This window comes from Desulfovibrio sp. 6_1_46AFAA (assembly GCF_000224635.1).
In the GTDB taxonomy this organism is placed as follows: Bacteria; Desulfobacterota; Desulfovibrionia; order Desulfovibrionales; family Desulfovibrionaceae; genus Desulfovibrio; species Desulfovibrio fairfieldensis.
The window spans coordinates 54,112-76,118 of record NZ_JH114304.1 but is presented as its reverse complement, the minus strand read 5'-3'; the positions used below and the strand labels follow the sequence as shown (position 1 = coordinate 76,118).

General features: G+C 62.3%; 22 protein-coding genes. 12 read left to right on the top strand and 10 right to left on the bottom strand.

Annotation, left to right across the window (positions count from 1 at the left end; translation table 11 throughout):
* Window positions 1-9: 9 nt before the first annotated feature.
* Window positions 10-678, bottom strand: a complete 669-nt coding sequence (locus tag HMPREF1022_RS13010) for a TIGR00730 family Rossman fold protein (RefSeq protein WP_008686290.1) — start codon at window positions 676-678, stop codon at window positions 10-12.
* A gap of 248 nt (window positions 679-926) precedes the next feature.
* Between HMPREF1022_RS13010 and HMPREF1022_RS13005 the strand changes: the two genes are divergently transcribed.
* From HMPREF1022_RS13005 to HMPREF1022_RS12980, 6 genes are read left to right on the top strand one after another with little or no spacing between them, the layout of a single operon-like run.
* Window positions 927-2,537, top strand: coding sequence for an MBL fold metallo-hydrolase RNA specificity domain-containing protein (locus HMPREF1022_RS13005; RefSeq protein ID WP_008686291.1), 1,611 nt, complete (start codon window positions 927-929; stop codon window positions 2,535-2,537).
* Between the two features lie 7 nt (window positions 2,538-2,544).
* The gene (rsmD, locus tag HMPREF1022_RS13000; protein WP_008686292.1) at window positions 2,545-3,096 is read left to right on the top strand and encodes a 16S rRNA (guanine(966)-N(2))-methyltransferase RsmD; all 552 of its coding nucleotides are present in this window, start codon (window positions 2,545-2,547) and stop codon (window positions 3,094-3,096) included.
* Complete coding sequence (coaD, locus tag HMPREF1022_RS12995; RefSeq protein WP_008686293.1) at window positions 3,093-3,632, top strand: pantetheine-phosphate adenylyltransferase; 540 nt, start codon at window positions 3,093-3,095, stop codon at window positions 3,630-3,632. Before rsmD ends, coaD begins: the two co-directional genes overlap by 4 nt.
* Window positions 3,632-4,591, top strand: a complete 960-nt coding sequence (gene miaA / locus HMPREF1022_RS12990) for a tRNA (adenosine(37)-N6)-dimethylallyltransferase MiaA (protein ID WP_009303451.1) — start codon at window positions 3,632-3,634, stop codon at window positions 4,589-4,591. Before coaD ends, miaA begins: the two co-directional genes overlap by 1 nt.
* 4 nt (window positions 4,592-4,595) lie before the next feature.
* The gene (locus HMPREF1022_RS12985; RefSeq protein ID WP_008686295.1) at window positions 4,596-5,168 is read left to right on the top strand and encodes a GNAT family N-acetyltransferase; all 573 of its coding nucleotides are present in this window, start codon (window positions 4,596-4,598) and stop codon (window positions 5,166-5,168) included.
* Window positions 5,165-5,836 carry a B3/B4 domain-containing protein gene (locus HMPREF1022_RS12980; protein ID WP_008686296.1) on the top strand — a complete coding sequence of 224 codons (672 nt, stop codon included), beginning with the start codon at window positions 5,165-5,167 and terminating at the stop codon, window positions 5,834-5,836. The genes HMPREF1022_RS12985 and HMPREF1022_RS12980 overlap by 4 nt, the downstream gene beginning before the upstream one ends.
* 47 nt (window positions 5,837-5,883) lie before the next feature.
* On the opposite strand, the gene HMPREF1022_RS12975 is transcribed toward HMPREF1022_RS12980, so the two are convergent.
* The 5 genes from HMPREF1022_RS12975 to HMPREF1022_RS12955 all read right to left on the bottom strand — a co-directional run bounded on the left by HMPREF1022_RS12975 (window position 5,884) and on the right by HMPREF1022_RS12955 (window position 12,114).
* Window positions 5,884-6,933: an ABC transporter substrate-binding protein gene (locus HMPREF1022_RS12975; RefSeq protein ID WP_009303450.1), complete on the bottom strand. Its 1,050-nt coding sequence runs from the start codon at window positions 6,931-6,933 to the stop codon at window positions 5,884-5,886.
* 383 nt (window positions 6,934-7,316) lie between these two features.
* Entirely contained in the window at window positions 7,317-9,701 is a 2,385-nt protein-coding gene (locus HMPREF1022_RS12970; protein ID WP_009303449.1) for a glycyl radical protein, read from the bottom strand.
* A 249-nt stretch (window positions 9,702-9,950) separates the two neighbouring features.
* Window positions 9,951-10,871 (bottom strand): glycyl-radical enzyme activating protein, encoded by a 921-nt coding sequence (locus tag HMPREF1022_RS12965; protein ID WP_009303448.1) that lies wholly within the window; start codon window positions 10,869-10,871, stop codon window positions 9,951-9,953.
* Between the two features lie 8 nt (window positions 10,872-10,879).
* Complete coding sequence (locus HMPREF1022_RS12960) at window positions 10,880-11,683, bottom strand: SDR family oxidoreductase (protein WP_008686300.1); 804 nt, start codon at window positions 11,681-11,683, stop codon at window positions 10,880-10,882.
* 71 nt (window positions 11,684-11,754) lie between these two features.
* Window positions 11,755-12,114 carry a cupin domain-containing protein gene (locus tag HMPREF1022_RS12955; RefSeq protein WP_008686301.1) on the bottom strand — a complete coding sequence of 120 codons (360 nt, stop codon included), beginning with the start codon at window positions 12,112-12,114 and terminating at the stop codon, window positions 11,755-11,757.
* 209 nt (window positions 12,115-12,323) lie between these two features.
* Between HMPREF1022_RS12955 and HMPREF1022_RS12950 the strand changes: the two genes are divergently transcribed.
* Window positions 12,324-13,100, top strand: a complete 777-nt coding sequence (locus HMPREF1022_RS12950; RefSeq protein WP_008686302.1) for an IclR family transcriptional regulator — start codon at window positions 12,324-12,326, stop codon at window positions 13,098-13,100.
* Window positions 13,101-13,199: 99 nt separating this feature from the next.
* Here HMPREF1022_RS12950 and HMPREF1022_RS12945 read toward each other — a convergent pair whose 3' ends face one another.
* From HMPREF1022_RS12945 to HMPREF1022_RS12930, 4 genes are all read right to left on the bottom strand, one after another.
* Entirely contained in the window at window positions 13,200-14,366 is a 1,167-nt protein-coding gene (locus HMPREF1022_RS12945; protein ID WP_009303447.1) for a hypothetical protein, read from the bottom strand.
* A 60-nt stretch (window positions 14,367-14,426) separates the two neighbouring features.
* Window positions 14,427-15,710, bottom strand: coding sequence for a TRAP transporter large permease (locus HMPREF1022_RS12940; protein WP_009303446.1), 1,284 nt, complete (start codon window positions 15,708-15,710; stop codon window positions 14,427-14,429).
* Between the two features lie 261 nt (window positions 15,711-15,971).
* Window positions 15,972-16,484 (bottom strand): TRAP transporter small permease, encoded by a 513-nt coding sequence (locus tag HMPREF1022_RS12935; protein ID WP_009303445.1) that lies wholly within the window; start codon window positions 16,482-16,484, stop codon window positions 15,972-15,974.
* Between the two features lie 90 nt (window positions 16,485-16,574).
* Window positions 16,575-17,603, bottom strand: a complete 1,029-nt coding sequence (locus HMPREF1022_RS12930) for a TRAP transporter substrate-binding protein (protein ID WP_009303444.1) — start codon at window positions 17,601-17,603, stop codon at window positions 16,575-16,577.
* Between the two features lie 459 nt (window positions 17,604-18,062).
* Between HMPREF1022_RS12930 and HMPREF1022_RS12925 the strand changes: the two genes are divergently transcribed.
* The 5 genes from HMPREF1022_RS12925 to tnpA all read left to right on the top strand — a co-directional run.
* Window positions 18,063-19,046, top strand: coding sequence for a nine-heme cytochrome c (locus HMPREF1022_RS12925; RefSeq protein WP_008686307.1), 984 nt, complete (start codon window positions 18,063-18,065; stop codon window positions 19,044-19,046).
* A gap of 15 nt (window positions 19,047-19,061) precedes the next feature.
* Window positions 19,062-20,165, top strand: coding sequence for a sulfate respiration complex iron-sulfur protein HmcB (gene hmcB, locus HMPREF1022_RS12920; protein ID WP_008686308.1), 1,104 nt, complete (start codon window positions 19,062-19,064; stop codon window positions 20,163-20,165).
* The gene (gene hmcC / locus HMPREF1022_RS12915) at window positions 20,166-21,380 is read left to right on the top strand and encodes a sulfate respiration complex protein HmcC (RefSeq protein WP_008686309.1); all 1,215 of its coding nucleotides are present in this window, start codon (window positions 20,166-20,168) and stop codon (window positions 21,378-21,380) included.
* A 16-nt stretch (window positions 21,381-21,396) separates the two neighbouring features.
* Entirely contained in the window at window positions 21,397-21,543 is a 147-nt protein-coding gene (hmcD, locus tag HMPREF1022_RS18645; protein ID WP_009303442.1) for a sulfate respiration complex protein HmcD, read from the top strand.
* 197 nt (window positions 21,544-21,740) lie between these two features.
* Window positions 21,741-22,007, top strand: a 267-nt coding sequence (gene tnpA / locus HMPREF1022_RS17575; RefSeq protein ID WP_156803009.1) for an IS200/IS605 family transposase, incomplete at its 3' end; no start/stop codon positions are given.

Below are 22,007 nucleotides of genomic sequence, written 5' to 3'. Positions count from 1 at the left end.
GCGGGGCCGCTACAAAATAATGATCTTGCACAAGTGATTGACCACTTCCTCGGGCGTGTCGCAGACCGTGACCAGCTTGTCGATCTCCGTCTCATGGATGAAGCCGCCGGCCGCCATGCTTTTGCGCAGCCACTCCAGCAAGCCGCTCCAGAAACGCGAATCGTACAGAATGATGGGGAATGGCCGGGTGCGGCCGGTCTGGGCCAGCACAAAGGCCTCGGAAAGCTCGTCGATGGTGCCCATGCCGCCGGGCATGACCACATAGGCCATGGCGTATTTCACGAACATAAACTTGCGGATGAAAAAATAACGGAAATTGCAGCGGGTTTTCACATACTTGTTGCAACCCTGCTCGTGCGGCAGTTCGATATGCAGGCCCACGGACTCGCCCCCGGCCTCGAAGGCCCCCTTGTTGGCCGCCTCCATGATGCCGGGGCCGCCGCCGGTAATGACGCCGAAGCCCGCGTCCACCAGCATGCGGGCGATTTTTTCGGCATCCTGGTATTCCTGCATGTCCGGCGTGCAGCGGGCCGAACCGAAAATGGAGATGCAGTTGACCTTCAGGGCATTGAGCTCGTCCAGAGCGTGCACCATTTCCGACATGATCCGGAAAGTGCGCCAGGATTCGGTGGTCACGGAGCTCAGGTCATCCACTATGTTCTGTCGTAGTTCTGGCATGGTTGTTCCTTACTGGAGATTAGGGCATTTCACATTGAAAATGTGTAACTGCTTTGGCGGTAGCGTGAGCTGGCGCCCGCGCGTAAAACCGGTTTCACTATATGTGAGCCGGGGCGCGGCGGCAAGAGCGCGGCGAACCGGCGTCAGTTTGACACGGCGACGGGCTTGCGGCTATGTGAAGCATTGCCGCAATGCCGTGCCGACGCACGCTGCGGCCTCTGCCCATCCACCACCCATTCGGAGTGCATATGAAAGTACAGTTTCTGGGCGCGGCCAAGACAGTCACCGGTTCCTGCTACATGATCGAGGCCTGCGGCAAGCGCTTCTGCGTGGACTGCGGCATGCACCAGGGCAACAAGGCCATTGAGCAGCGCAACCGCGACATCAAGCCTTATCTGCCCGGCAATATTGATTTCATCCTGATCACCCATGCCCACATCGACCACTCGGGCCTGCTGCCCCTGCTGGTCAGGGACGGCTTTGACAAGCCGGTCTACTGTACCAAGGCCACCAGCGACCTGCTGGAAATCATGCTTCAGGACAGCGCCCACATCCAGGAAATGGAAGCCCAGTGGGAAGCCAAAAAATACGACCGACGGGGCCTGAAAAATCCCCCGGCCGCGCTCTACACGGTGGAGGACGCCCAGAAGGCGGCCACCCTTTTCCAGCCCGTGGACTACCACAAGTCCTTCGAGCCCGCGCCGGGCATCCGGGTGACGTATTACGACGCCGGGCATATCCTGGGTTCCGGCTCCCTGCGCCTGGAAGCCGAGGAAAACGGCAAGACCACCAGCATGATCTTTTCCGGCGATATCGGCCGTCCCCAGTCCCTGATCGTCCGTGATCCGGAAAGTCCGCCCAGGGCCGACTACGTGTTCATGGAATCCACCTACGGCGACCGCAACCACAAGAACGAGAGCACCAGCGCCGAGGAACTGGCCGATGCCGTGGCCTACAGCTACGCCAAGGGCGAAAAGGTCATCATTCCGGCCTTTGCCGTGGAGCGCACCCAGGAAGTGCTCTACTGTCTGCACATGCTCAACAGCCAGGGGAAGTTGCCGGAAAACATGCCGGTTTTCGTGGACAGCCCCCTGGCCATCCGGGCCACGGAAATTTTTGAGCGCAACCGCGAACTTTTCGACGAGGACGCCAAGGCCCTGCTGGGCAACGGCGACGATCCCTTCTCCCTGCCCAACCTGCACTACACGTTGAGCACCGCGGAATCCCAGGCCATCAACGAGTTCAGCGGCCCGGCCATCGTCATTTCGGCCAGCGGCATGTGCAATGCCGGGCGCATCAAGCACCACCTCAAGCACAACATCTGGAAGCCCGGAGCCAGCGTGGTCTTCGTGGGCTACCAGGCCGTGGGCACGCCGGGCCGCAAGCTGGTGGAGCACGCCAAAAAGATCACCCTTTTCGGCGAAGACATAGAAGTGGCGGCGCGCATTTTCACCATCAACGGCTTTTCCGGCCACGCGGGCCAGAGCCAGCTGCTGGACTGGCTGGCCCCGCTCGCCGGCGACGGCACGCAGGTGGTGCTGGTGCACGGCGAAAATTCCGCCCAGACCACGCTGGCCGGATTGATCCGGGAGCGCTTCAAGGTCACGCCGCTGATCCCCGGCTACCTGGAAGAACTGGTCCTGGAAGGCGGGCGCGTGGCCCAGACCGTGCTGCACGAGCGCGAGGCCCATCCCAAGGTGGACTGGGATTTCCTCACCGGCGAAGTGGAGCGCAAGTGGGACATGTTCAAGGGCAAGCTAGCCGATGTGGAACGCCGCCCCTGGGTGGAACAGACCGAATTGCAGGAGGCCCTGGCCAAGATGGATTACGCCATGACCCGCCTGCTTTCGCGCATGTAGGCGCTGTATGCGGATCATTGCCGGCGGCCTGGGCGGCCGCGTGCTGAAAACAGTGGAAGGCGAGGGCTACCGCCCGGCCATGGGCCGCACCCGCGAGGCCCTCTTCTCCATGCTGGCCGCGCGCGGTCTGGTCTGGAGCGAGGCCCGCGTGCTGGACCTGTTCGCGGGCAGCGGCAGCCTGGCCTTCGAGGCCTTGAGCCGGGGCGCGCCCAATGCCCTGCTGGTGGAAAACGCGGCCCCGGCCATGCGCTGTCTCCAGGAAAACGTGGCGGCCCTGGGCCTGGAAGGGCGGGCCCGCCTGTCCAAGGAGGATGTGCTGCGCTTTCTCAAACGCCAGCCGCCCGAAGGCTTTGACCTCGTCTTCATGGACCCGCCCTACCGCAAAAATCTGGCGGAACCGGCCCTGCGCGCCCTGGCGGACAGGGGCTGGCTCGCGCCCGGAGCCTTTGTCACGGCGGAAATAGAAAAGGACGTCGCGCTCACGCCGCCCGCTTCCTTCAACCTTCTGGCCGAGCGCCTTTTCGGCCAGACGCGCATCTGCATCTGGACGGCATCATGAAAACAGCCCTCTATCCCGGCACCTTCGACCCGCTGACCAACGGCCATCTCAGCCTGATCCGGCGCGGCTGCGACGTCTTTGACCGGATCATCGTGGCCGTGGCCGACAATACCCCCAAATTCCCGCTGTTCAGCCATGAGGAACGGGTGGAAATGGCCCGCGAGGCCCTCAAGAACGAATCGCGCGTGGTGGTGGAGCCCTTTTCGGGCCTGACCGTTGAATACGCGGCCCAGCGCGGGGTCTGCGCCCTGTTGCGCGGCCTGCGCGCGGTGTCGGACTTCGAGTATGAATTTCAGCTGGCCCTGATGAACCGCCGTCTTCAGCGCCATATCCAGACCGTGTTCATGATGACCGACTATCAGTGGCTGTTCATCAGCTCGACCATCGTCAAGGCGGCGGCCAGCCACGGCGCGGACGTCAAAGGCCTGGTGCCCGAAAACGTGCGCCGCAAGCTGCTGGAAAAATACGCCAACGGCGAAGTGCGCCGGGCCACGCCCTGTCTGGCCGCGCCGCACGGGGGCTTCCGCGTTTCGTAATGGCCGGGGAATCCACGCCGCCCTTTGCCGCGCCGGTCATTTGTCTGGCCGGTCCCACGGGTTCGGGCAAAACCGCCGCGGCCCTGGCCCTGGCCCGCGAGATGGACGGGGAAGTGATCAATGCCGACTCGCGCCAGGTGTACGCCGACTTTCCGCTGATCACGGCCCAGCCCTCGCCGGAAGAACGCGCCTGTTGTCCGCATCACCTCTATGGTTTTCTGCCCGCGCGGCAGAAAATCAGCGCCGGGCAGTGGGCTGAGCAGGCGGCGGCCAAGGCCCGCGAACTGCTGGCGCGCGGCAAGACTCCGTTGCTGGTGGGCGGCACGGGCCTGTATTTTCAGACCCTGCTGCGCGGCATTGCCGACATCCCGCCCCTGGACCCGGCCATCGGCGCGCGCCTGGAAGCCCGCCTGGACGCTGAAGGCGCGCCCGCCCTGCATGCCGAACTGCGCAAGGCGGACCCGGCCTATGCGGCGCGCATCCACCCCAACGACCGCCAGCGCATCGCCCGCGCCCTGGAAGTCCGGGAAGGCACGGGCCGTCCTTTCAGCTGGTGGCATGAAAACGCCATGGCCGCCCCGCTCTGCCGGGGGCCGCTGCTGGTGCTCAACGCCGACCTGGCCTGGCTGGAGCCGCGTCTGGCCCGCCGTCTGGACCTGATGCTGGCCGCCGGGGCCCTGGAGGAGGCGGAAAAGGCGCGCGCTCTCTGCGACGACCCGGCCGCGCCGGGCTGGTCGGGCATCGGCGCGGCCGAAGCCCTGGCCCATTTGCAGGGCCGGATCAGCCTTGAGGAATGCCGCCGCCTCTGGCTGCGCAATACCCGCGCCTATGCAAAACGCCAACTGACATGGTTCCGGGCCCGGCCCGAAGCAATCTTTCTGCCGCCCGACGATGTGGCGTCCATCGTGGAGCAGGCGTGCCGCAGCCGGGCCGGCAATTCCGCCCTGTGCGTATCATAATCGTATGAACGCGCGTCTGATTCTGGAAACGCCGCGCCTGATCCTGCGGGAAATGACGCCGGACGACTTCCCCGCGCTCTGCGCCATGCTGCGCGACCCTGAGGTGATGTACGCCTACGCCCACGCCTTCAGCGAGGCCGAGGCCCGGCAATGGCTGGACAGGCAGTTGCAACGCTACCGTGAAGACGGCTTCGGCCTCTGGGCCGTGACGCTCAAAACGGAAGGCGGCCTGCCCGGCGAAATGATCGGCCAGTGCGGCCTGACCCGGCAGGACTGCCCGCCCGTCTCGCGGGAGCGCGTCCTGGAAGTGGGCTATCTGTTCCGGAAAAGCCGCTGGCACCAGGGCTATGCCACGGAGGCCGCCCGGGCCTGCCGGGATTACGCCTTCACGGTTCTGGACGCCGGGGAAGTCTTTTCCATCATCCGGGACAACAACGCCGCTTCCCAGGCCGTGGCCCGCAGAAACGGCATGAGGCCCGGCGCGCGCTTCATCAAGCGCTATTACGGCCTGGACATGCCGCATGTGGTTTTTTCCGTCACTCGCTCCCACCGGCGGGAACTAAAGGAAGGCAGATGATCTCTCCCCAAATCCGCATCGACCCCGCTCTCAAGGCTCTCTGGCCCGAGGCCCGTCTGGCTTGTCTGACCTGGCGCACCCTGCCCGCTCCGGAAAATCCGGCGCTCTGGAGCTTTTTTACTCAGGAAATCCTGCCCGGCCTGAACGCGACGCTTCAGGACACGCCCCTGGCCGAACTGCCCAACCTGGGGGCATCCCGCCGGGCGTACAAGGCCTTCGGCCGCGACCCGGGACGCACGCGCGTCTCCTCCGAAGCCCTTTACCGCCGCATCCGCCAGGGCAAGGACCTCTACCGCATCAACAGCGTGGTGGACGCCAACAACCTGGTTTCGCTGGAAACCGGCTTTTCCCTGGGCTCCTACGACCTGGCCCGCCTGGAGGGCGGCCTGCTCTTCCGCCTAGGCGAAGCCGGGGAAATGTACGCGGGCATCGGCAAGGACGGCATCGACCTGGCCCGCCTGCCCCTGCTGGCCGACGCGCGCGGCCCCTTCGGCAGCCCCAGCAGCGATTCGCAGCGGGCCATGATCTCGTTGGAAAGCCGGGATATTCTGACCGTCATTTACGGCTTTTCCGGACAGGAGGAAGTTGAGGCCGCCCTGGCCCTGGCGCGGAAACGCCTGACGGATTTCGCCGAGGCCGAGAACTGCGCTGTTTCCACGGTTTGCTGAGCAAAGCCCCCCGCGCGAACCGGCCGGGAGGGCCTGTGGGAACATCGTCAGGGTAAAAAACGGGGCGTTACGAGGGGCAGGCTTTCCAGCTCTCCGGCCTCCCTGCTGCTGAGCGCTCCGGTTTTTTTGTGAAAGGCGATCACGTCTTTCAGCCAGTCCCGCAACGTCCCTTCAGGCCGCGCGGCGTCGGCCTCCACGCCGCCCAAAAGCGCCTTCTGCTTTTCCAGGGGGAAAAGCAGGTGCGTTTCCAGCTCCCGGCGGGCGTTGGCGGCGGACAGGGCCTTACCGGCAAACTCCCGCTGGAAGCGCTGGTACAGAAGCGCGAGTTCTTCCACGGGCATCTTCCCGAAGCTCTCGACGGCTTGCAGATAGCTGCGCAGATAGGCCGTGATTCGTTCCGGGTGCTTATCGGCATAGCCGCGCTCCGCGAGCAGCAGCACGGGCTGCGCGATGCCGCTTTTCCGCCCGTCCGTGATCCTGAACAGACCGAGCTCTTCCGCCGCATAGGTCGCCGGAGCCCAGAGGGCCGCCGCTTCGCCCAGGCCCTTGGCCAGGGCCCGCACAGCCTCGTCGGGCTCGGCGTCCACAATGGTCACATCCGTGTCCCGCAGGCCCATGCCGTCCAGCCAGGCCAGCAAAAGCTGGTGCGCGCTGGTGCCCAGGGGACAGAGCACTGTTTTGCCGCGCAAATAGCGCGCCGCCCCGCCGCCGTTCAGCCGCGCCAGGGGACTGGATGCGCGCGCGTACACGGCGTTGAACGCGGCCTCCTCCGTGCCGACGCCCACCACATAGACATCCTTGCGCAGCAGGGCGCGCAGGGCGGGCACGCCGCCGCAGGCCCCCAGATTCCAGCCGTAGGCGTGCATATTGTCCACCAGCAGCCTGCCGGTGGGAAAAGGACGGAGTTCCACGGACGGGTTATTTTCCCGGTCCCATTGGCGGTCATGGGCGTACCAGGCCGCAAAAGCCTCGAATTCAGCCAGCCAGGCGGTGCGCAGAGGCGCGGGCCGCGCATGATCCGCGGATTGCGCGGGCGCCGCGGAAATCAGGAGACAGGAAATCGCCAGACAGGCCCACAGCGGGCGGACAAACTGCATGATCTTTCTCTCCTGCGGTCCGCCTCCTGCCGGAAACGGACCGCGAAAAACATATGGTCGCGAGATTCTATAGTATTAACAGTCTCTTGGAGCTGTTTCTAAATTAGGATTTTCGCTCTCTGCCAAGGGCGCTAGCCGTTGCCGCGCCGGCGGCTTGCTTGAGCCGTTCACGGCGAAACCGTGTTACAGATTAAGACTGCATCGCTACGGATAGTGACAGCAATTTCCCTGGATCACATTTTGCGTAACCAATTGCTGTCATTATCCGTAGCTTCCTTCGTCGCAACGGCTAAAGCAAGGCGAGCCCTGGGCGGAGGGAGTATATTCAAACATATTCGGCCTTCGCACGGGGCGAGCCCGAAAGGACAATTTAGAAACAGCTCCTAAAGTTCGTGCGCGGTACGGCTCAAGATATCCTCCTGGATCTCGCGGCTCAACTCCACGAAATAGGCGCTGTACCCGGCCACGCGCACCAGCAGGCTCTTGTAGTCCTCGGGCCGGGCCTGGGCGCAGCGCAAGACCTCATGGCTGACCACATTGAACTGCACGTGGAAGATGTCCAGGTCCAGAAAGGTCTTCAAAAAGGCGGAAAGACGCTTCCTGCCCTCCGGACCGGCCAGCACCTGCGGCGTGAGCCTGATGTTCAGCAGCGTGCCGCCGTCAATGCTTTCGTGCGGCATTTTGCCCAGGGACTGCAAGATGGCCGTGGGGCCCAGACGATCCTGCCCCTGGGAGGGAGAGCAGCCGTCGGCCAGGGGCCGCCCGGCCCTGCGTCCCGAGGGCAGGGCCGCCACGGCCATGCCCTGCGGCACATTGGAGGAAACCGGATACAGGGCAGGCAGCTTGTGATTGCCGAGCTTGCCCCGGTAGGAATCAATCTCGTTGATGATGACGCCGCACAGTTCGATCATCACGGCATCGGCTTCGTCGTCGTTGTTGCCCCACTTGGGCGCGTCCTCCTCCAGGATGCGCCGAATGCCCTCATAGCCCTGGAAGTCGGCCTTGACGGCCGCCACCAGTTCGGCCATGCCGAAACGCTGTTCCTCAAAGACGATCTTTTTCACCGCGGCCACGGAATCCACGAAATCGCCCACGCCGTTGCCGTTCATGCCCGGCCCGGTGTTGAATTCCGCGCCGCCGTGGGTGAGATCCCGCCCGCTTTCCAGGCAGCCCAGGGTGAACATGGAAGCCACAGGATTGGGCAGGTACTGATAGTGCAGCTCCTCCAGCACGTTCTGGGAGATGGAGAACCGGCGCAGCAAATGACGCAGTTGGGCATAGAGAGCGGACCTGAATTCCTCGTAGGTCTCGAATTCCGCCGCGTCGCCCGTTTCCAGACCGAGCCGCTTGCCGCTTTTCAGATGCACGCCGTTGGTCAGGGTGAACTCCACGGCGCTGCCCAGGTTGTAGTGTCCCGCCGAACTCCACTGGTAATGCCGCCCGGCCAGTTGCGCCTCCACGCAGCCGATGGGGGCCCAATCCCGCGCCAGGTGGGCGGGAATGCCCTTCTTGAGCAACATCTTGTAGCCCACGTCGTCGCTGAAGACCGCCGGAAAGCCGGAGCCCGTCTGTACCAGTTCGGCCACTTTCAGAAAGAATTCTTCCGGATTCTTCTTGCTGATGCGCACGGACAGGGAGGGTTGGACCATCCGGGCGTCGATGCTCGCCTGAAGCATGAGATAGGTCAGCGTATTGACCGCGTCCCGGCCGTGGGTGTCCAGGCCGCCCAACGCGATGTTCTGGAAGGCGCAGAAGCCGGAATAATGCTTGGCGGCGGGCTCGTTCCAGTACCAGATCTGCTCGCCCATCTTGACCCACAGGCATTCGATGATTTCCAGGGCTTCCTCGTCGCAGAGGCCCCGCTGCCGGTCTTTTTCATAGAAAGGCAGCAGATATTGGTCCAGCAGGCCGGGGGAATACCCGCCCGCGTTGCCCTCGATGAACAGGCCCACAAAGACGAAATAGACCATTTGCAGCGCCTGATGCAGGGTTTCCGGCGGGTTGTGGGCCAGGTGCGCGCAGACCCGCGCGATGCGCTCAAGATCCGCACGGCGTTTTGGCCCGGCTCCGGACATCCGCGCTTGGGCTTCCCGGGCGTGGCGCTCGCAAAGAATGGAAAAGCCTTCGCAGCAGATAATCACCGAACGCCAGAAATCCCGCCGGGAGAAATTTTCGATCGTATTGAAGTCCAGTTCGGCCAGCTTTTCCTCGGCCCGGCGTCTGATGCCGTCAAAACCCAGGGGCAGGATCAGCTGCGGCAGGGCGGGTACCATGTCCCCCGGCACGCATTCGATCTTGACGTCATTATCGCACACGCCGCCCACGGCCACCATTTCGCGCACGTCCTCCGGGGCCCTGGCGTTCCAGAAATCCCGCAGGGTCTTGCCCCGCCAGTAGGGGTACACCTCCTCCCGGTAGCATTTTTTCTGCTCCTCGCTGATCTGGTAAGGATCCTGAGGACGGGTGCTCATGGTGTCCAGTTCATCGTAAAACCAGTTGTTGGACAACTCCGGATTGACGTGGATGCTCCGCGCCACGGCCCCGGCATTGCCCACAATGAGTTCGTCGGGCTGGATGGTGATGGTTTTTGTGGCACAGTGCTCCTTGAAGGCCACGGCTCTGCGGATGATCATGGGTTCGCTTTCCGTGGCCTTGAAAATCCGCGTCTTGGACAGGGCCCCTTCAATGCAGACGCCGGGCCTGTGGGAGAAAAACTGGCTCTTGAGCCGCCCGATCCGTTCCAAGCGTGCTTCCTTGGTGAGTGACATGGCCGATCCTCCTTAGAGCATTTCAACTTTGAGAATGCGCATTCTCAAAGTTTTTAAGACGCCCACTCCAGCACTTAACCGCGCAAATAAATTGCGCTTACGCCTATCTCTGCTGTCGTCATCCGTAAGGCGGCATAGCCGCCAACGGCTGCCGCTCGTAGCGGGCGTCTGCTTACACAGCCGCCAGGGCAATTTCAAAGTGAAATTGCCCTAACGGAAGAAAAATGCAGGGCGCGCCGCCCCCGAATATCAGGCGGCGCAAAAAATCTTCAATCCCCCGGCGCGGCCGCGCAGCCGCCGCACGGCCGCCTCCGCCTCGTCACGGGGCATGGGCGGCGTATCCCCGAGGCCGTACTCCCGGCCGAGCATGGCATATTTGTCCTTGCCCAGGCGGTGGTAGGGCAAGACCTCCAGATCCACCGTTTCCGGGCCGCCGGGCAGGCCGCCCAGATACGCGCCGTAGGCTTCGAGATGCGCGGCATCGTCGTTCAGGCCCGGCACCAGGGGCAGGCGGACATGCACCGGCTTGCCCGTCTCGTCCAGAAAACGCGCCAGATTCTCCAGGATCAGGCGGTTGTCCTGCCCGGTGAGCCGCCTGTGCCGCACGGGGTCCAGATGCTTGATGTCGTAAAAAATCACGTCCGCGGCCAGGGCCAGGGCCCTGAAATGCTCATAGGGAGCGAAACCCGAGGTCTCGATGGCCGTATGGATGCCCAGAGCGGCGCAGCGGCCGCACAGTTCCACGGCAAACGCGTGCTGCGACAGGACCTCCCCGCCGGAAAGGGTGACCCCGCCGCCGGAATTGCGGTAAAAAAGCATATCCTTCTTGATGCGCACAAGGACCTCGTCCAGGCTGTATTCGCGCCCGGCCATAAGCAGGGCTTTGCCGGGACAGGCTCCGGCGCATCGGCCGCAGGCGTCGCACAGGGCCCGGTCGAGAAGCGCCGGGCCGGACTCCGCGCGTATGGCCCCGCGCGGGCAGAGATCCGCGCAGCGGCCGCAGCCCAGGCAATCGTTTCTCTTTTGCAGCAGCTCCCGCCCAGGATTCTGGGTGGTGGGATTGGAGCACCAGCGGCAACGCAGGGGGCAGCCCTTGAAAAAAACAGTGGTCCGGATGCCCGGCCCGTCATGCAGGCTGTAGTGCTGGATATTTTCAATCAGGGCTTTCATGGCCGCGCCTACAGAACAAGGTTGTCGAACTCTTCCCGGTGCCGGTCCCGCAGGGCATACAGCTTGGCCAGTTCCACGCTGGCCCGGCGCTCCACGTCCCCGGCGCACTCCAGAAGCACGTCCATGACCCGCACGGAAGCCCCCAGGGAAAGCAGCCAGCGCACGGTGCAGGCGATGTCCTCGGGCTGAATCATCTTTTCCGGCGCCAGGGAGGCGCCCTCGCCTGCGGCCATATCCGTATTGACCCAGCCGGGGCAGATGGTAGTCACGCTTATGCCCCCGGCCGAAAGCTCCCGGTAGGCGGACTCTCCCAGGCCCATGAGCCCGAACTTGGAGGCCGAATAGCCCCCCAGCCCGGCCACGGCCACCTTGCCGTTGCGCGAGGCCACATTGATGATCCGCCCTTGTCCCTGCCTGAGCATCACGGGGATGATCTCGCGCATGAACAGAAAGGGCGCGCGCAGATTGACCGCCAGAAGTCGGCTGAAAACGGCCTCGTCCAGATCAAAGCTGCCGGGGATGCTGATGCCCGCCCCGTTGAAGAGCAGATCCACACGGCCGTGCCGGGCGACAATGGCCGCGGCGGCGAGACGCACGGCTTCGGCGTCGGCCAGGTCCACGGCCTCAATGTCCGGCAGGTGCGCCCCGGCCAGGAAGCGTTGCGCGGCCAGTTCCGCGCGGGCCGCTTCCAGGTTTTCCCGGCTGCGCGCCACAAGCACCAGCCGATATCCCCAGCCCGCGAGCTCGCGGGCCACAGCCTTGCCTATTCCCCGGCTCCCTCCGGTCACCACGGCTACAGGAGTTTCTTTCATATCCGCCTCCACGTTGCTGCATGCTGAAATTTTTTCGCCGCGCTCACGCCCGTCCTCGGAATTGATCCTCTTCAGGACCGCGCGGGCACGGCACAGACAAAGGCTTTTTTGACATAGTTCGCCACATGCCAGATTGTGCGCGTGCCGTAGGGGATGAGAAAGCTGTCGCCGGGGCGCACCGTGACCCGCGTGCCGTCGGCATGTTCAATGACCGCCTCGCCCTCCAGAATGCTGCACATCTCGTCCGTGGCATGGGAAGGAATGGCGAAACTGCCCTTTGAGCAGTCCCATATGCCGGCCGCAAGCGTGCCGTCAGGCCGCGCGAAACAACGCCAGACGTTGGCGCGGGGCTTTCCGTCCACAGGATTGGGCGCGGGCCCTTCCGAATGCCCGGCCGGCGCGCTTTGATCAAAAAGAATAATGGTGCTCACGGCGGCATCCTTTGTTCATATATTATCAACTTTTTTCTATTATTATATACTACTTTTCCCTTTGTCAAACCCTGAATCAAGAAAAAGTCGACGCCGGGAAAAAAATAGAGTAACCTTAATCAAGCTGAGATTCAGCCCCAAAGACCCTGGTTTGCGGCACGGCCGCCCGGCGTGGATTTTCCGCGTCCAACTTTGCTTGTGAGAAGAGTATGGCCCAGAACAGCAACGCTTTTGTCCAGACGTTTGAAAAAGGCCTGCAAATACTTGAATATCTGGTGGAGGAAAAAACCGTTTCCGTGACCGGCGTGGCAAAACGCATGGGCATTCAGAAAAGCGCCAGCTATCGTTTTCTCAACACGCTCCGGCTCCACGGCTATGTGGACAAGGATCAGCACAACAGCTACCGCCTCACGGACAGATTGAGCAAATTGGGCAAGGGCATGGTGCCCAAGCGGGAATTTTACAATATCGTCGCGCAGTTTCTGGACAACCTGGCAAAGAAGAACAAAGAGAACAACGGCATCTGCAATCTGGGCATGTGGAACGGCAAGGAAATCGTCTACATGGTCCAGAGCGCCAACGACAAATATATGCTCCTGACCGTGGGAAGCACGGTTCCGGCCTACTGTTCCGCGCTGGGCAAGGCCGTATTGGCCTATCTGCCCGACGAGGCCTTGGAAAATTATATCCAGCGCACCGAATTCGTCACCTTCACGGAAAGCACGGTGAACAGCGCCGAACGCCTGCGCGCGGATCTCCAGGCCGTGCGCGAAAAGGGCTATGCCCTTATGGACGACGAGCTCTACCCCGGCCTCAAAGGCCTGGCCATGCCGGTCATCAACGGCAGCGCGCCGGTCCGCTACGCGGTCAGCGTCACCCAGACCATCTACGGTCCCGCGGGCCAGCTGGTGGAGCAAATGCTCAAGCCCCTGCAGGAAACAGTGCAGGACATCGTGGCCTGCATGGAGATCCATGCAGGCCAATAGCGCATTGCACGTATTTCAAAGGCGAATTGTCCAGGGCCTGTCCGTTGCGGGATCAGAGCAGGAGCGCCCCACGCGCGGGACCGTTGAGGCGCTCCGGGTTCAGTGCGTTGCGATCCCTTTTCTTTCCAGCAGGGCCGCGAAAGCGTCAGTGATCTCCCTGAAGGCCTCAAGCATGGTGTCGGGTCTGAACTCCTTGTAGCGCCAGTTGATGCCGAAAACCTCCTCCACCACGCGGATGCAATGCTCCGTGGCTCTGGCCGCGCCGTCCGCTCCCGTGGGCTCAAAGCCCTCGCAACGGTTGGCCCCGTACATGATTTCCAGCATGCCCTCCCGGCTCAGATCCGGCGGAGTCACGGCCCGCGCGCCGGCAGCGTCCACCCATACGGGGCAGCCCGCCGGAAGCCCTTCGGGCCCCGGCGCGTGCAGCAGCGCGCCCGCGTCGTAGAGCATGGCCTTGATCACCTGCATGGCCGAGGCCGCCACGCACTGCTGGTTGACTTCGGAAAGCAGGGGCATGCGTTCGGGCACGCGGGCCCAGAGGTCCTTATCCACATCCAGTTCGGCGGTAATGTCCCTTTTGTTCTCCTCGACCTTCAGATAATAGGGGATGCCGGGAGCCAGCGCTCCCTCCTGGAAAATCTGCATGCACATGCAGTGATGCCCCACCAGGGTGATGTCCACGGCTTCGGGCCGCGTACCGCGCTTTTCGGCCACAACGGCCTTGAGCATGGGTTCGAAAAGCGAGACGTTGCCCACGCCCACTGTGGGGGCCAGGCCCACCTTGCCCAGAATCTCGTGCAGATAGTCCGGGCCGGACACGTTGACCACATGCGCGCCGGGCAGAACCTGTTTGACCGTCTTCATAAGATTATAGAGCAGCACGCCGTGCCCCGGCGCCCAGGGCCGAAGGCCCGAGCCCTCCGGCGCGCCGTAGTAAATCCGCCGCGCCAGGTCATGGGGCAGGCGGTGCAGATGCCACCAGGAAAGCAAGGTGGTGGCATTGAAGATCACGTCCGGCCGGTAGCGTTCCAGGGCCTCGGCAATGGCCTCCGTATCCAGCATGTCGATGCCGAAGCCGGCCACGTCGGGAAACCGCCTGTATTCCTGCAGAAAATAACTGTCCGCGATCAGGCTGTTGGCGACCCGGCGGGCGTGGTCCGCGCGAATGTCCCCAACCGCCACCCGGACGCCGGGCAGCCTGCCCGCCAGATGGGCCGCGTAGGTGCCGACCCCGCCCAGCCCCAGAATCATCAGCGTCTTGTCCATGAAAAACCTCCTCGCCCAGCACGGGTCGGAACTCTCATCCTTATGGGAACAAACAAGCCCCTAGCGGACAAAATGCACCAGAAAAAGCGATATCTGCGGGAAAAACGTGACCAGGATCAGGGCCAGTACCTGCACGCCGAGAAAGGCCCAGGCCTCGCGCATGATGTTGCCGATTTTCTCCTTGCAGATGGGCGCGGCGATCCAGAGCTGCGGGCCCATGGGCGGCGTCACCTCGCCGATGATGGAACAGAACACGGCCAGCGCGCCGTACAGGGCGGGGTCGATGCCCAGGCTCATCACGCTGGGCAGAAAGAGCGGCAGCACGATGACCACCATGGGGAAGCTGGAGAAGAAAAAGCCCATGACCAGAAGCATGGCCTGCACGGCAAGCAGAAAGCCGGTGGGCCCGAGCTCCAGGTCGATGACCCACTGGCTGATCATCTGCGGCAGGCCCACATAGCCCAGCACCCGGCCGAAAAGCTCGCCGCCGATGACCAGGAAGTAAATCATGCTGCTCAGGCGCACGGTCTCCACCAGGGAGTCCATGAAGACCTGCCGGGTGATGCCCTTGTAGACGAGCGTCCCCAGGGCCAGTGAATAGATGCAGGCCACTGCCGCCGCCTGGGTGGGGCTGAATATGCCGGAGTAAATGCCGCCGAGCACGATGAGCGGCATGAGCAGAATGGGGAATGCCTTGCGGAAGGCCTCCAGGCGCGCCGCCGGACCGGCTTTTTCTCCGCCCCGGTAGCCCCGTTTGATGGAAAGGTACACGGTGAGCAGGCACATCAGGACCGCGGCCAGCAGGCCCGGCCCCACCCCGGCCGCGAACAGGTCGGCGATGGAAATGCGGTTGCTGGCCCCGAAAATGATCATGAACACGCTGGGCGGGATGACGGCCCCCAGCCCGGCGGAGGTCACGGCCAGGCCCGAGGCGAAGGCGCGCGGATAGCCCGAGGCCGCCATCATGGGCACGAAAATGGTGCCGATGATGGCCAGACAGGCCGTGGCAGAACCGGAAATGGAGCCCAGGAAAGCCGCGAAGATGCAGATGGCCACGGCCATGCCGCCGGGCAGATGCCCCACCAGGCGGTTGATGCAGTCCCGCAGATGCCCCATGCCGCCGCTGGAAAGAATCAGATTGCCCGCAAAGATGAAAAAGGGCATGGCCAGCATGGGATAGCCGCTGATGGTGGTGAAGAAGATCTGGGAAATGTTGCCTACCGGGAAATCCATGACGTGGATCATGATGGCTATGGAGCCGATGCTGAACGTCACGCACAGCGGTGTTCCCAAGAGGAAAAGGATGACAATGGCCAGCAGGGCGAAGTAGACGAAAGTGTCCATGCCGTTCTCCTAGAGCATTTCAACTTTGAGAATGCACATTCTCAAAGTTTTTAAGACGCTCACTCCGGCGCTTAACCGCGCAAATAAATTGCGCTTACGCCTTCGTGGCGTGCGTCTGCTTACGCAGGATCGTCAGCGGAAAAACGTGGTTTTCGCTGAGCCCCGGCGTCTGCGCCGCCGCAACACCTTACGTTTTTTGTGTGTCTATTTTTTTAAATTAGACACCGGATTGAAACGGATAGCGGGCGGGGATTGCGGGTTTTATTCCCCCGGCTCTTTTTCTTCAGGCGCGTATTTGCCGCGGACCACGACCCAGAGCCGGTACACGGCGAATACGGTGAACATGGCCATGCCCAGGCCCACGCAGCTTTCCACCAGCCAGCGCGGTACGGGCACGCAACGGACAATATTCATATTGAATTCAATGCATTGGGAAATGAAGACAAAGCCGCTCCAGCTGATGACCACGCCGAACGCGATGGTGGCGAAGCAGCTGATGATATCGCAGGCCTTGCGGGCGGGCCCGGGCAGGGCGTTGCGGAGCATGTCCACTGAAACGTGGTCTCCGTCGGGCAGAATGGGCCCGGCCACCATCATGACGGCCCAGATGGTCAGCCAGACAGGCAGGTCGTACATGAGGTCGATGGAAAAATGGAAAAGGGTGCGGCAGACGATTTCCGCGAAATTGACAAGAATGCCCGCAAAGAAGACCAGACCCCAGAATTCGATCCAGCGGCGCTTGAGTTTGGCCCCGGCATGGCTGTGTTGTGACATGGCTCTTCCCCTTTCCGCCGCATTGCGGCGGACGGGCCGGGCGCGGCCGGTACGGGCATGCCGTCCCCGCCGCGCCCGGCCGTAAACGGGTTATCCGGCGGTGGTCCTGATGGCCTCCAGCAAGGCGGGGTCCACGCCCCTGACGAATTCGTCCGTGGCCTGCCGCAGGACGGCTTCCCACTCGGCGCGGGCCTCGGGGATCATCTTCACCAGGATGGTGTCCGGATTTTCATCCCACCACTTGAGGATGCGCTGCTCCTCGTCCTCGAAATACTGGTGCACGTCCGTGGCCGCGATGACGAATTCCAGGGCCTTGCGTTCGCTTTCGGGCAGGGAATCCCACCACTTGCGGTTCACCACCAGAGCCTGCGGGCAGAAGCCCAGGGGCACGGGAAGCATGTACCTGGTCTGGCGGGGCAGATCATAATAGGTGTAGCCGAAGATATCGTTGGTCAGGCCCTCGATCATGTTGGTCTGCAGGGCGGAAACCACCTCGGTATACGGCAGGGCCACGCCCACCAGGCCGAGGGCCTTGAAGGCATTGGCGTAGGACTGCTGGCCGGAATAGCGGATCTTCTGATTCTTCATGGCCGCCAGAGAGTCCGCCGGGCCGTTCTTGGTCCAGATCCAGAAGTGGCCGATGGAATTGGTCCACTTGAGAATCCTGAAGCCCTTGGTTTCAGCCAGGCTTTCCTGCTTGGCCTTCCAGGCCGGGGTGTCCATGGCCCGCAGGAAGTGGGCCATGTCCTTGAAGACGCCCGGCGCGGTGATCACCCGCCAGTCCGGGTCGAACTGCTCGATGAACTGGGGCAAGGTGTAGGTGAACTGCCCCGCGCCCGTGGCCACGGCGTTGATCGCGTCGGCCGGGGACTTCACCACGTCGCCCACCCAGCGCATCTTGTATTTGCCGCGCAGGGCGGGGTGATTCTGCATATTGAAATCAAGCGCGCCGTAATAGATGCCCACGGCCTGCCCTTCGGCATAGGAAGAGGCGGAGCTGTAGGGCTCGGGAAAAAGCAGTTTCACCTCCTTGGCCGCGGTCGAGGCCGGGCGGGCGGATCCACACAGGGTCAGGGCGCACAGCGCCAGCATGCAGGCCATGGTTTGCAACAACTTCATCGCACTCTCTCCTTGATATGGTCACTGCCGGTTATGGGGACTCCGCCCCGTGAAGCACATCGGTATCACTTGGAAAGGAGGCTGCCGGGCAGGGCCGGAATGGTTGTGGATTGCGGTTCATGACAGGGCGCATTATGGGCTTTGTTATTTTTAAAGTAAAACAATTCATTTATTATGAATAATAGGCCAAGCCGAACCGGGTGTCAAACCAGCTTCCCGGCCCGTTTCCTGCCTGCGCGGGGAAATGCGGTTTTTTTGCGAAAACTTTCTCAAAGCCTTGCCTTTCAGGCGCGAGAAGCCTTCCCAATGCGCGCCCCCTCCTTGACGTATCTCCCGCCCTGAGCTAGCTTTGCCGCAATCTAAGTGTTTGTCCCCCGCTGGAGGGCGGGGGCCGGAGGTGACCCGCGCGCTTGCCGCGCCGGGAATTGGGGTAATGTCTGTATGCAAAAGGACAAGCACATGAGGAATGGCACAACACTGCTTCTGCTGGCGGCTATGGCCCTGGCTGGCGCGGCGTGTCTGACGTCCTGGGGGGCGGGGTCTGCGTCCGCGGCTTCCCTGGAACCCACGGACAGCGGCGCGCCGTCGGCCATGGTCATCTTTCCGGTCGGCGAAAAGCCCAATCCCAAGGGCGCGGCCATGAAACCCGTGGTTTTCAACCATCTCGTCCATGAGAAAAAAGTCGAAAACTGCGAGTCCTGTCACCACACGGGCGATACCGTGGCCTGTACCACCTGTCATACGGTGGAAGGCAAAGCCGAGGGCAACTTCATCACCCTTGAGCGGGCCATGCACGCCCCCAAGATCGCCAAGCGCGCCAAGGGCAACACGCCCCAAAGCTGTGTGAGCTGTCACGAGCAGCAGCTCAAGCGGCGTGAATGCGCAGGCTGTCACGTGCTGGTCAAGCCCGTGCGCAACGACGCCTGGTGCGCCGTCTGCCATACGGTGGCTCCGTCCATGACCAAGGAGCAGATGCAGCAGGGCATCGCCGGGGATCTGCCCGCCGAACAGAACGAGGAACTGGCCGCCGAAACCGTGCTGGCCAAGAAGCCCGTGCCCTATCTCTCGCCCATGATGGCCCCCTACAAAGTGGTCATCGACGCCCTGGCCAAAAAATACGAGCCCAGCGTCTTTACCCACCGCCGCCATGTGAACTCGCTCATGGAGCGCATCAAGGACGACAAGCTGGCCCAGGCCTTCCACACCAAGCCGGAAACGCTCTGCTCCGCCTGTCACCACAACAGCCCGCTGTCGGCCACGCCGCCCAAGTGCAGCAGCTGCCACACCACGAGCATTGATCCCAAGAATCCGGACCGTCCCCGGCTCAAGGCCGCCTATCATCTGCAGTGCATGGGTTGCCACAAGGCCATGAAGGTGGGCCGTCCGAAAAATACCGACTGCACCACCTGCCATAAGCAACGCGCCCCGCAGCGCGCCGACTAGTACGGAGAAACGCATATGAATCGCAGAAAATTCCTGACCATTCTGGGCAGCGCGGGCGTGGTTTCGGCATTGGGCACGGCGAAGGTGGCCGAAGCCAGCGTGCACACCTTCCCCTACTATGACGACAGCTACGGGGTGCTGCACGACACTACCCGCTGCATCGGCTGCCGCCGCTGCGAAGCGGCCTGCAACGAGGTGAACCACCTGCGCAAGCCGGCCAAACCGTTCAGCGACCTTTCGGTTACCGACACCCGCCGCCGCACCTCGGCTTACGAGTGGACCGTGGTCAACAAATACGAGATGAACGGCAAGCCGGTGTTCCGCAAACTGCAGTGCTTCCACTGCAACGACCCGGCCTGCGCCTCGGCCTGCTTCGCCAAGTGCTTCCAGAAACTGCCCGACGGCACCGTGGCCTATGACGGCTCGCAGTGCGTGGGCTGCCGCTACTGCATGGTGGCCTGTCCCTTCTATGTGCCCGGCTTCCAGTATGACGAGGCCTTTGACCCGCTGGTGCAGAAGTGCACCTTCTGCGAGCCCCGCCTCAAGGAAGGCAAACTGCCCGGCTGCGTGGAAGCCTGTCCCGTGGACGCGCTGACCTTCGGCAGGCGCAGCGACCTGATCAAGGTGGCCCGCGCCCGCATCGCGGACAATCCCGGCAAGTACGTCAACTACATCTACGGCGAATTCGACGCCGGCGGCACCGCCTGGATGGTGCTGGCCCCGGCCGCCGAGGGAGCGCCCGTGCCGCCGGATGACCCGACACTGGCCAGCCCGGATCTGAAACAGCTCGGTCTGGACACCCACCTGGGCAACCGGCCCATGGGCGAACTGACCTACGGGGCGCTGGGCGCCGTGCCCATGATCGTGGCTTTCTGGCCCGTGCTCTTCGGCGGGGCCTACGCCATGACCAAGCGTCGCGAGGCCATGAGCAAGCTGGAACAGGACAAAATGGCGAAGGAGGCCAAGGAAGACGTGGCCGCCGCCGTGGACGCCGCCGTGCGCAAGATTGAGGAAACCGAAGGCGAAGGCGCGGCCGAGCGTGCCCGCCGGGCCATGACCGAGGCCCTGAAGGCCCGGGAAGCCGAGGCGGCGTGCTCCAAGCACGGGGAGGATAAGTAGATGGAAAACCACAGCATCGTCATTCCCACCAAGGACAAACTGTTCAATCTTGATCCGCTGCTGCGGCGGACTCCGGGCAATATCCTGACGTGGATCATCCTCACTGTGGGCCTGATCATCACCATCATCCGCTTCACCCAGGGCATCGGCTCGGTGACCAACCTGGACGACAACCAGCCTTGGGGCCTGTGGATCGGCTTTGACCTGCTCTGCGGCGTGTGCCTGGCCGCCGGCGGCTACTTCACCACCGTGGCCTGCTACGTCATGGGCATGAAGCATTTCCACTCGGCGGTGCGCCCGGCCGTGACCACGGCCTTCCTGGGCTACGCCTTTGTGGTGGTGGCCCTGCTGTACGACCTGGGCCATCCGTTGCGTCTGCCCTACATGTTCTTCTTCCCCGGCACCACCTCCGTGCTCTTTGAAGTGGGCCTGTGCGTGGCCACCTACGTCACGGTGCTCTTCATCGAATTCTCCGTGGCGCCCATGGAATGGCTGGCCCAGAAGTTCCCCTGGCTGATCAAGTGGCGCAAGCTGGTCATCCGCTGCACCATCCTGCTGACCATCTTCGGCGTGACCCTCTCCACCCTGCACCAGTCCTCACTGGGCTCGCTCTACCTCATCGCGCCTGAAAAGCTGCATCCGCTCTGGTACTCGCCCTTCATGCCCATGTTCTTCTTTGTCAGCTCCATGGCGGCCGGCGCCTCCATGGTCATCTTTGAAGGCATGTTCGCGCACAAGGGCGTGCATCAATACATGGACGCCACCCACCTGCGCGAGGCCGACGGCGTGGTGCTGAGCTTCTCGCGGGCCGCGTCCTTCATCCTCTTCGCCTACTTCATGCTCAAGCTCATCGACATGCTGGTGCAGGCCAATCTTCCCTATCTCTTCACGGGATACGGGGTCTGGTGGCTGGTGGAGATGCTCTTCTTCGTGCTGATGCCCGCCCTGCTCTACGCCAAGGGTGCGCGCGACGGCAACGTCAGCCTCTGCCGCTTCGCCTCGGCCAATGCGATCATCGGCATCGTGCTCAACCGCTTCAATGTCTCCATGATCGCCTTCAACTACAACCTGCCTCCGGCGGAACGGTACTTCCCAAGCATCTGGGAAATCTGCATCTCCATCTTCGTGGTGACCATGATCGTGACCGCATACCGCTTTATCGTCTACAATATGCCCGTGCTCTACGAACATCCCGACTTCAAGGATGCCCACTAGACACAAGGAGAAGACCATGGAATTCCACACCTTTTATGACTACTTCCTGTACACCAAGAGTTGGGCTTACGTCATGATGTTCGTCGTGCTGCCTCTCTACGTGCTGTACTGGAACTTCGTGCTCTTCCCGGACAAGAAGAAAGGCAACAACAGTCCCAAGTAGCAGGGCGCAAGCAAGGCGGGGCCGCAAGGCCCCGCCTTTTTTCATAAGGGGCTTTAGCCAGTTGAGCGAGCGTTTGCGAGCGAAACAGAAATCCACCCGCTATGCGGGTGGAAATAATTTGTTATACAAAAAACACCTTTCCCATACGATAGAGTTGTTCAAGCCCATCGTAATTTTTAAGGGAAAGGTGTTTTTATATGGGAACTCGAGTTCAAAGTTTAGCCCACACAAAATGGTTGTGCAAGTATCACATTGTCTTTTCTCCAAAATACAGGCGGAAAATAATATTTGCCAACATTCGAGAAAGTATCGGAGAAATTCTTAAGGACTTATGCAAATATAAAGGTGTTGAAATTATCGAGGGCCATCTCATGCCGGATCATGTGCACATGCTGGTGAGTATTCCTCCAAAAATCAGTGTATCAAGTTTCATGGGGTACCTGAAAGGAAAAAGCTCATTGATG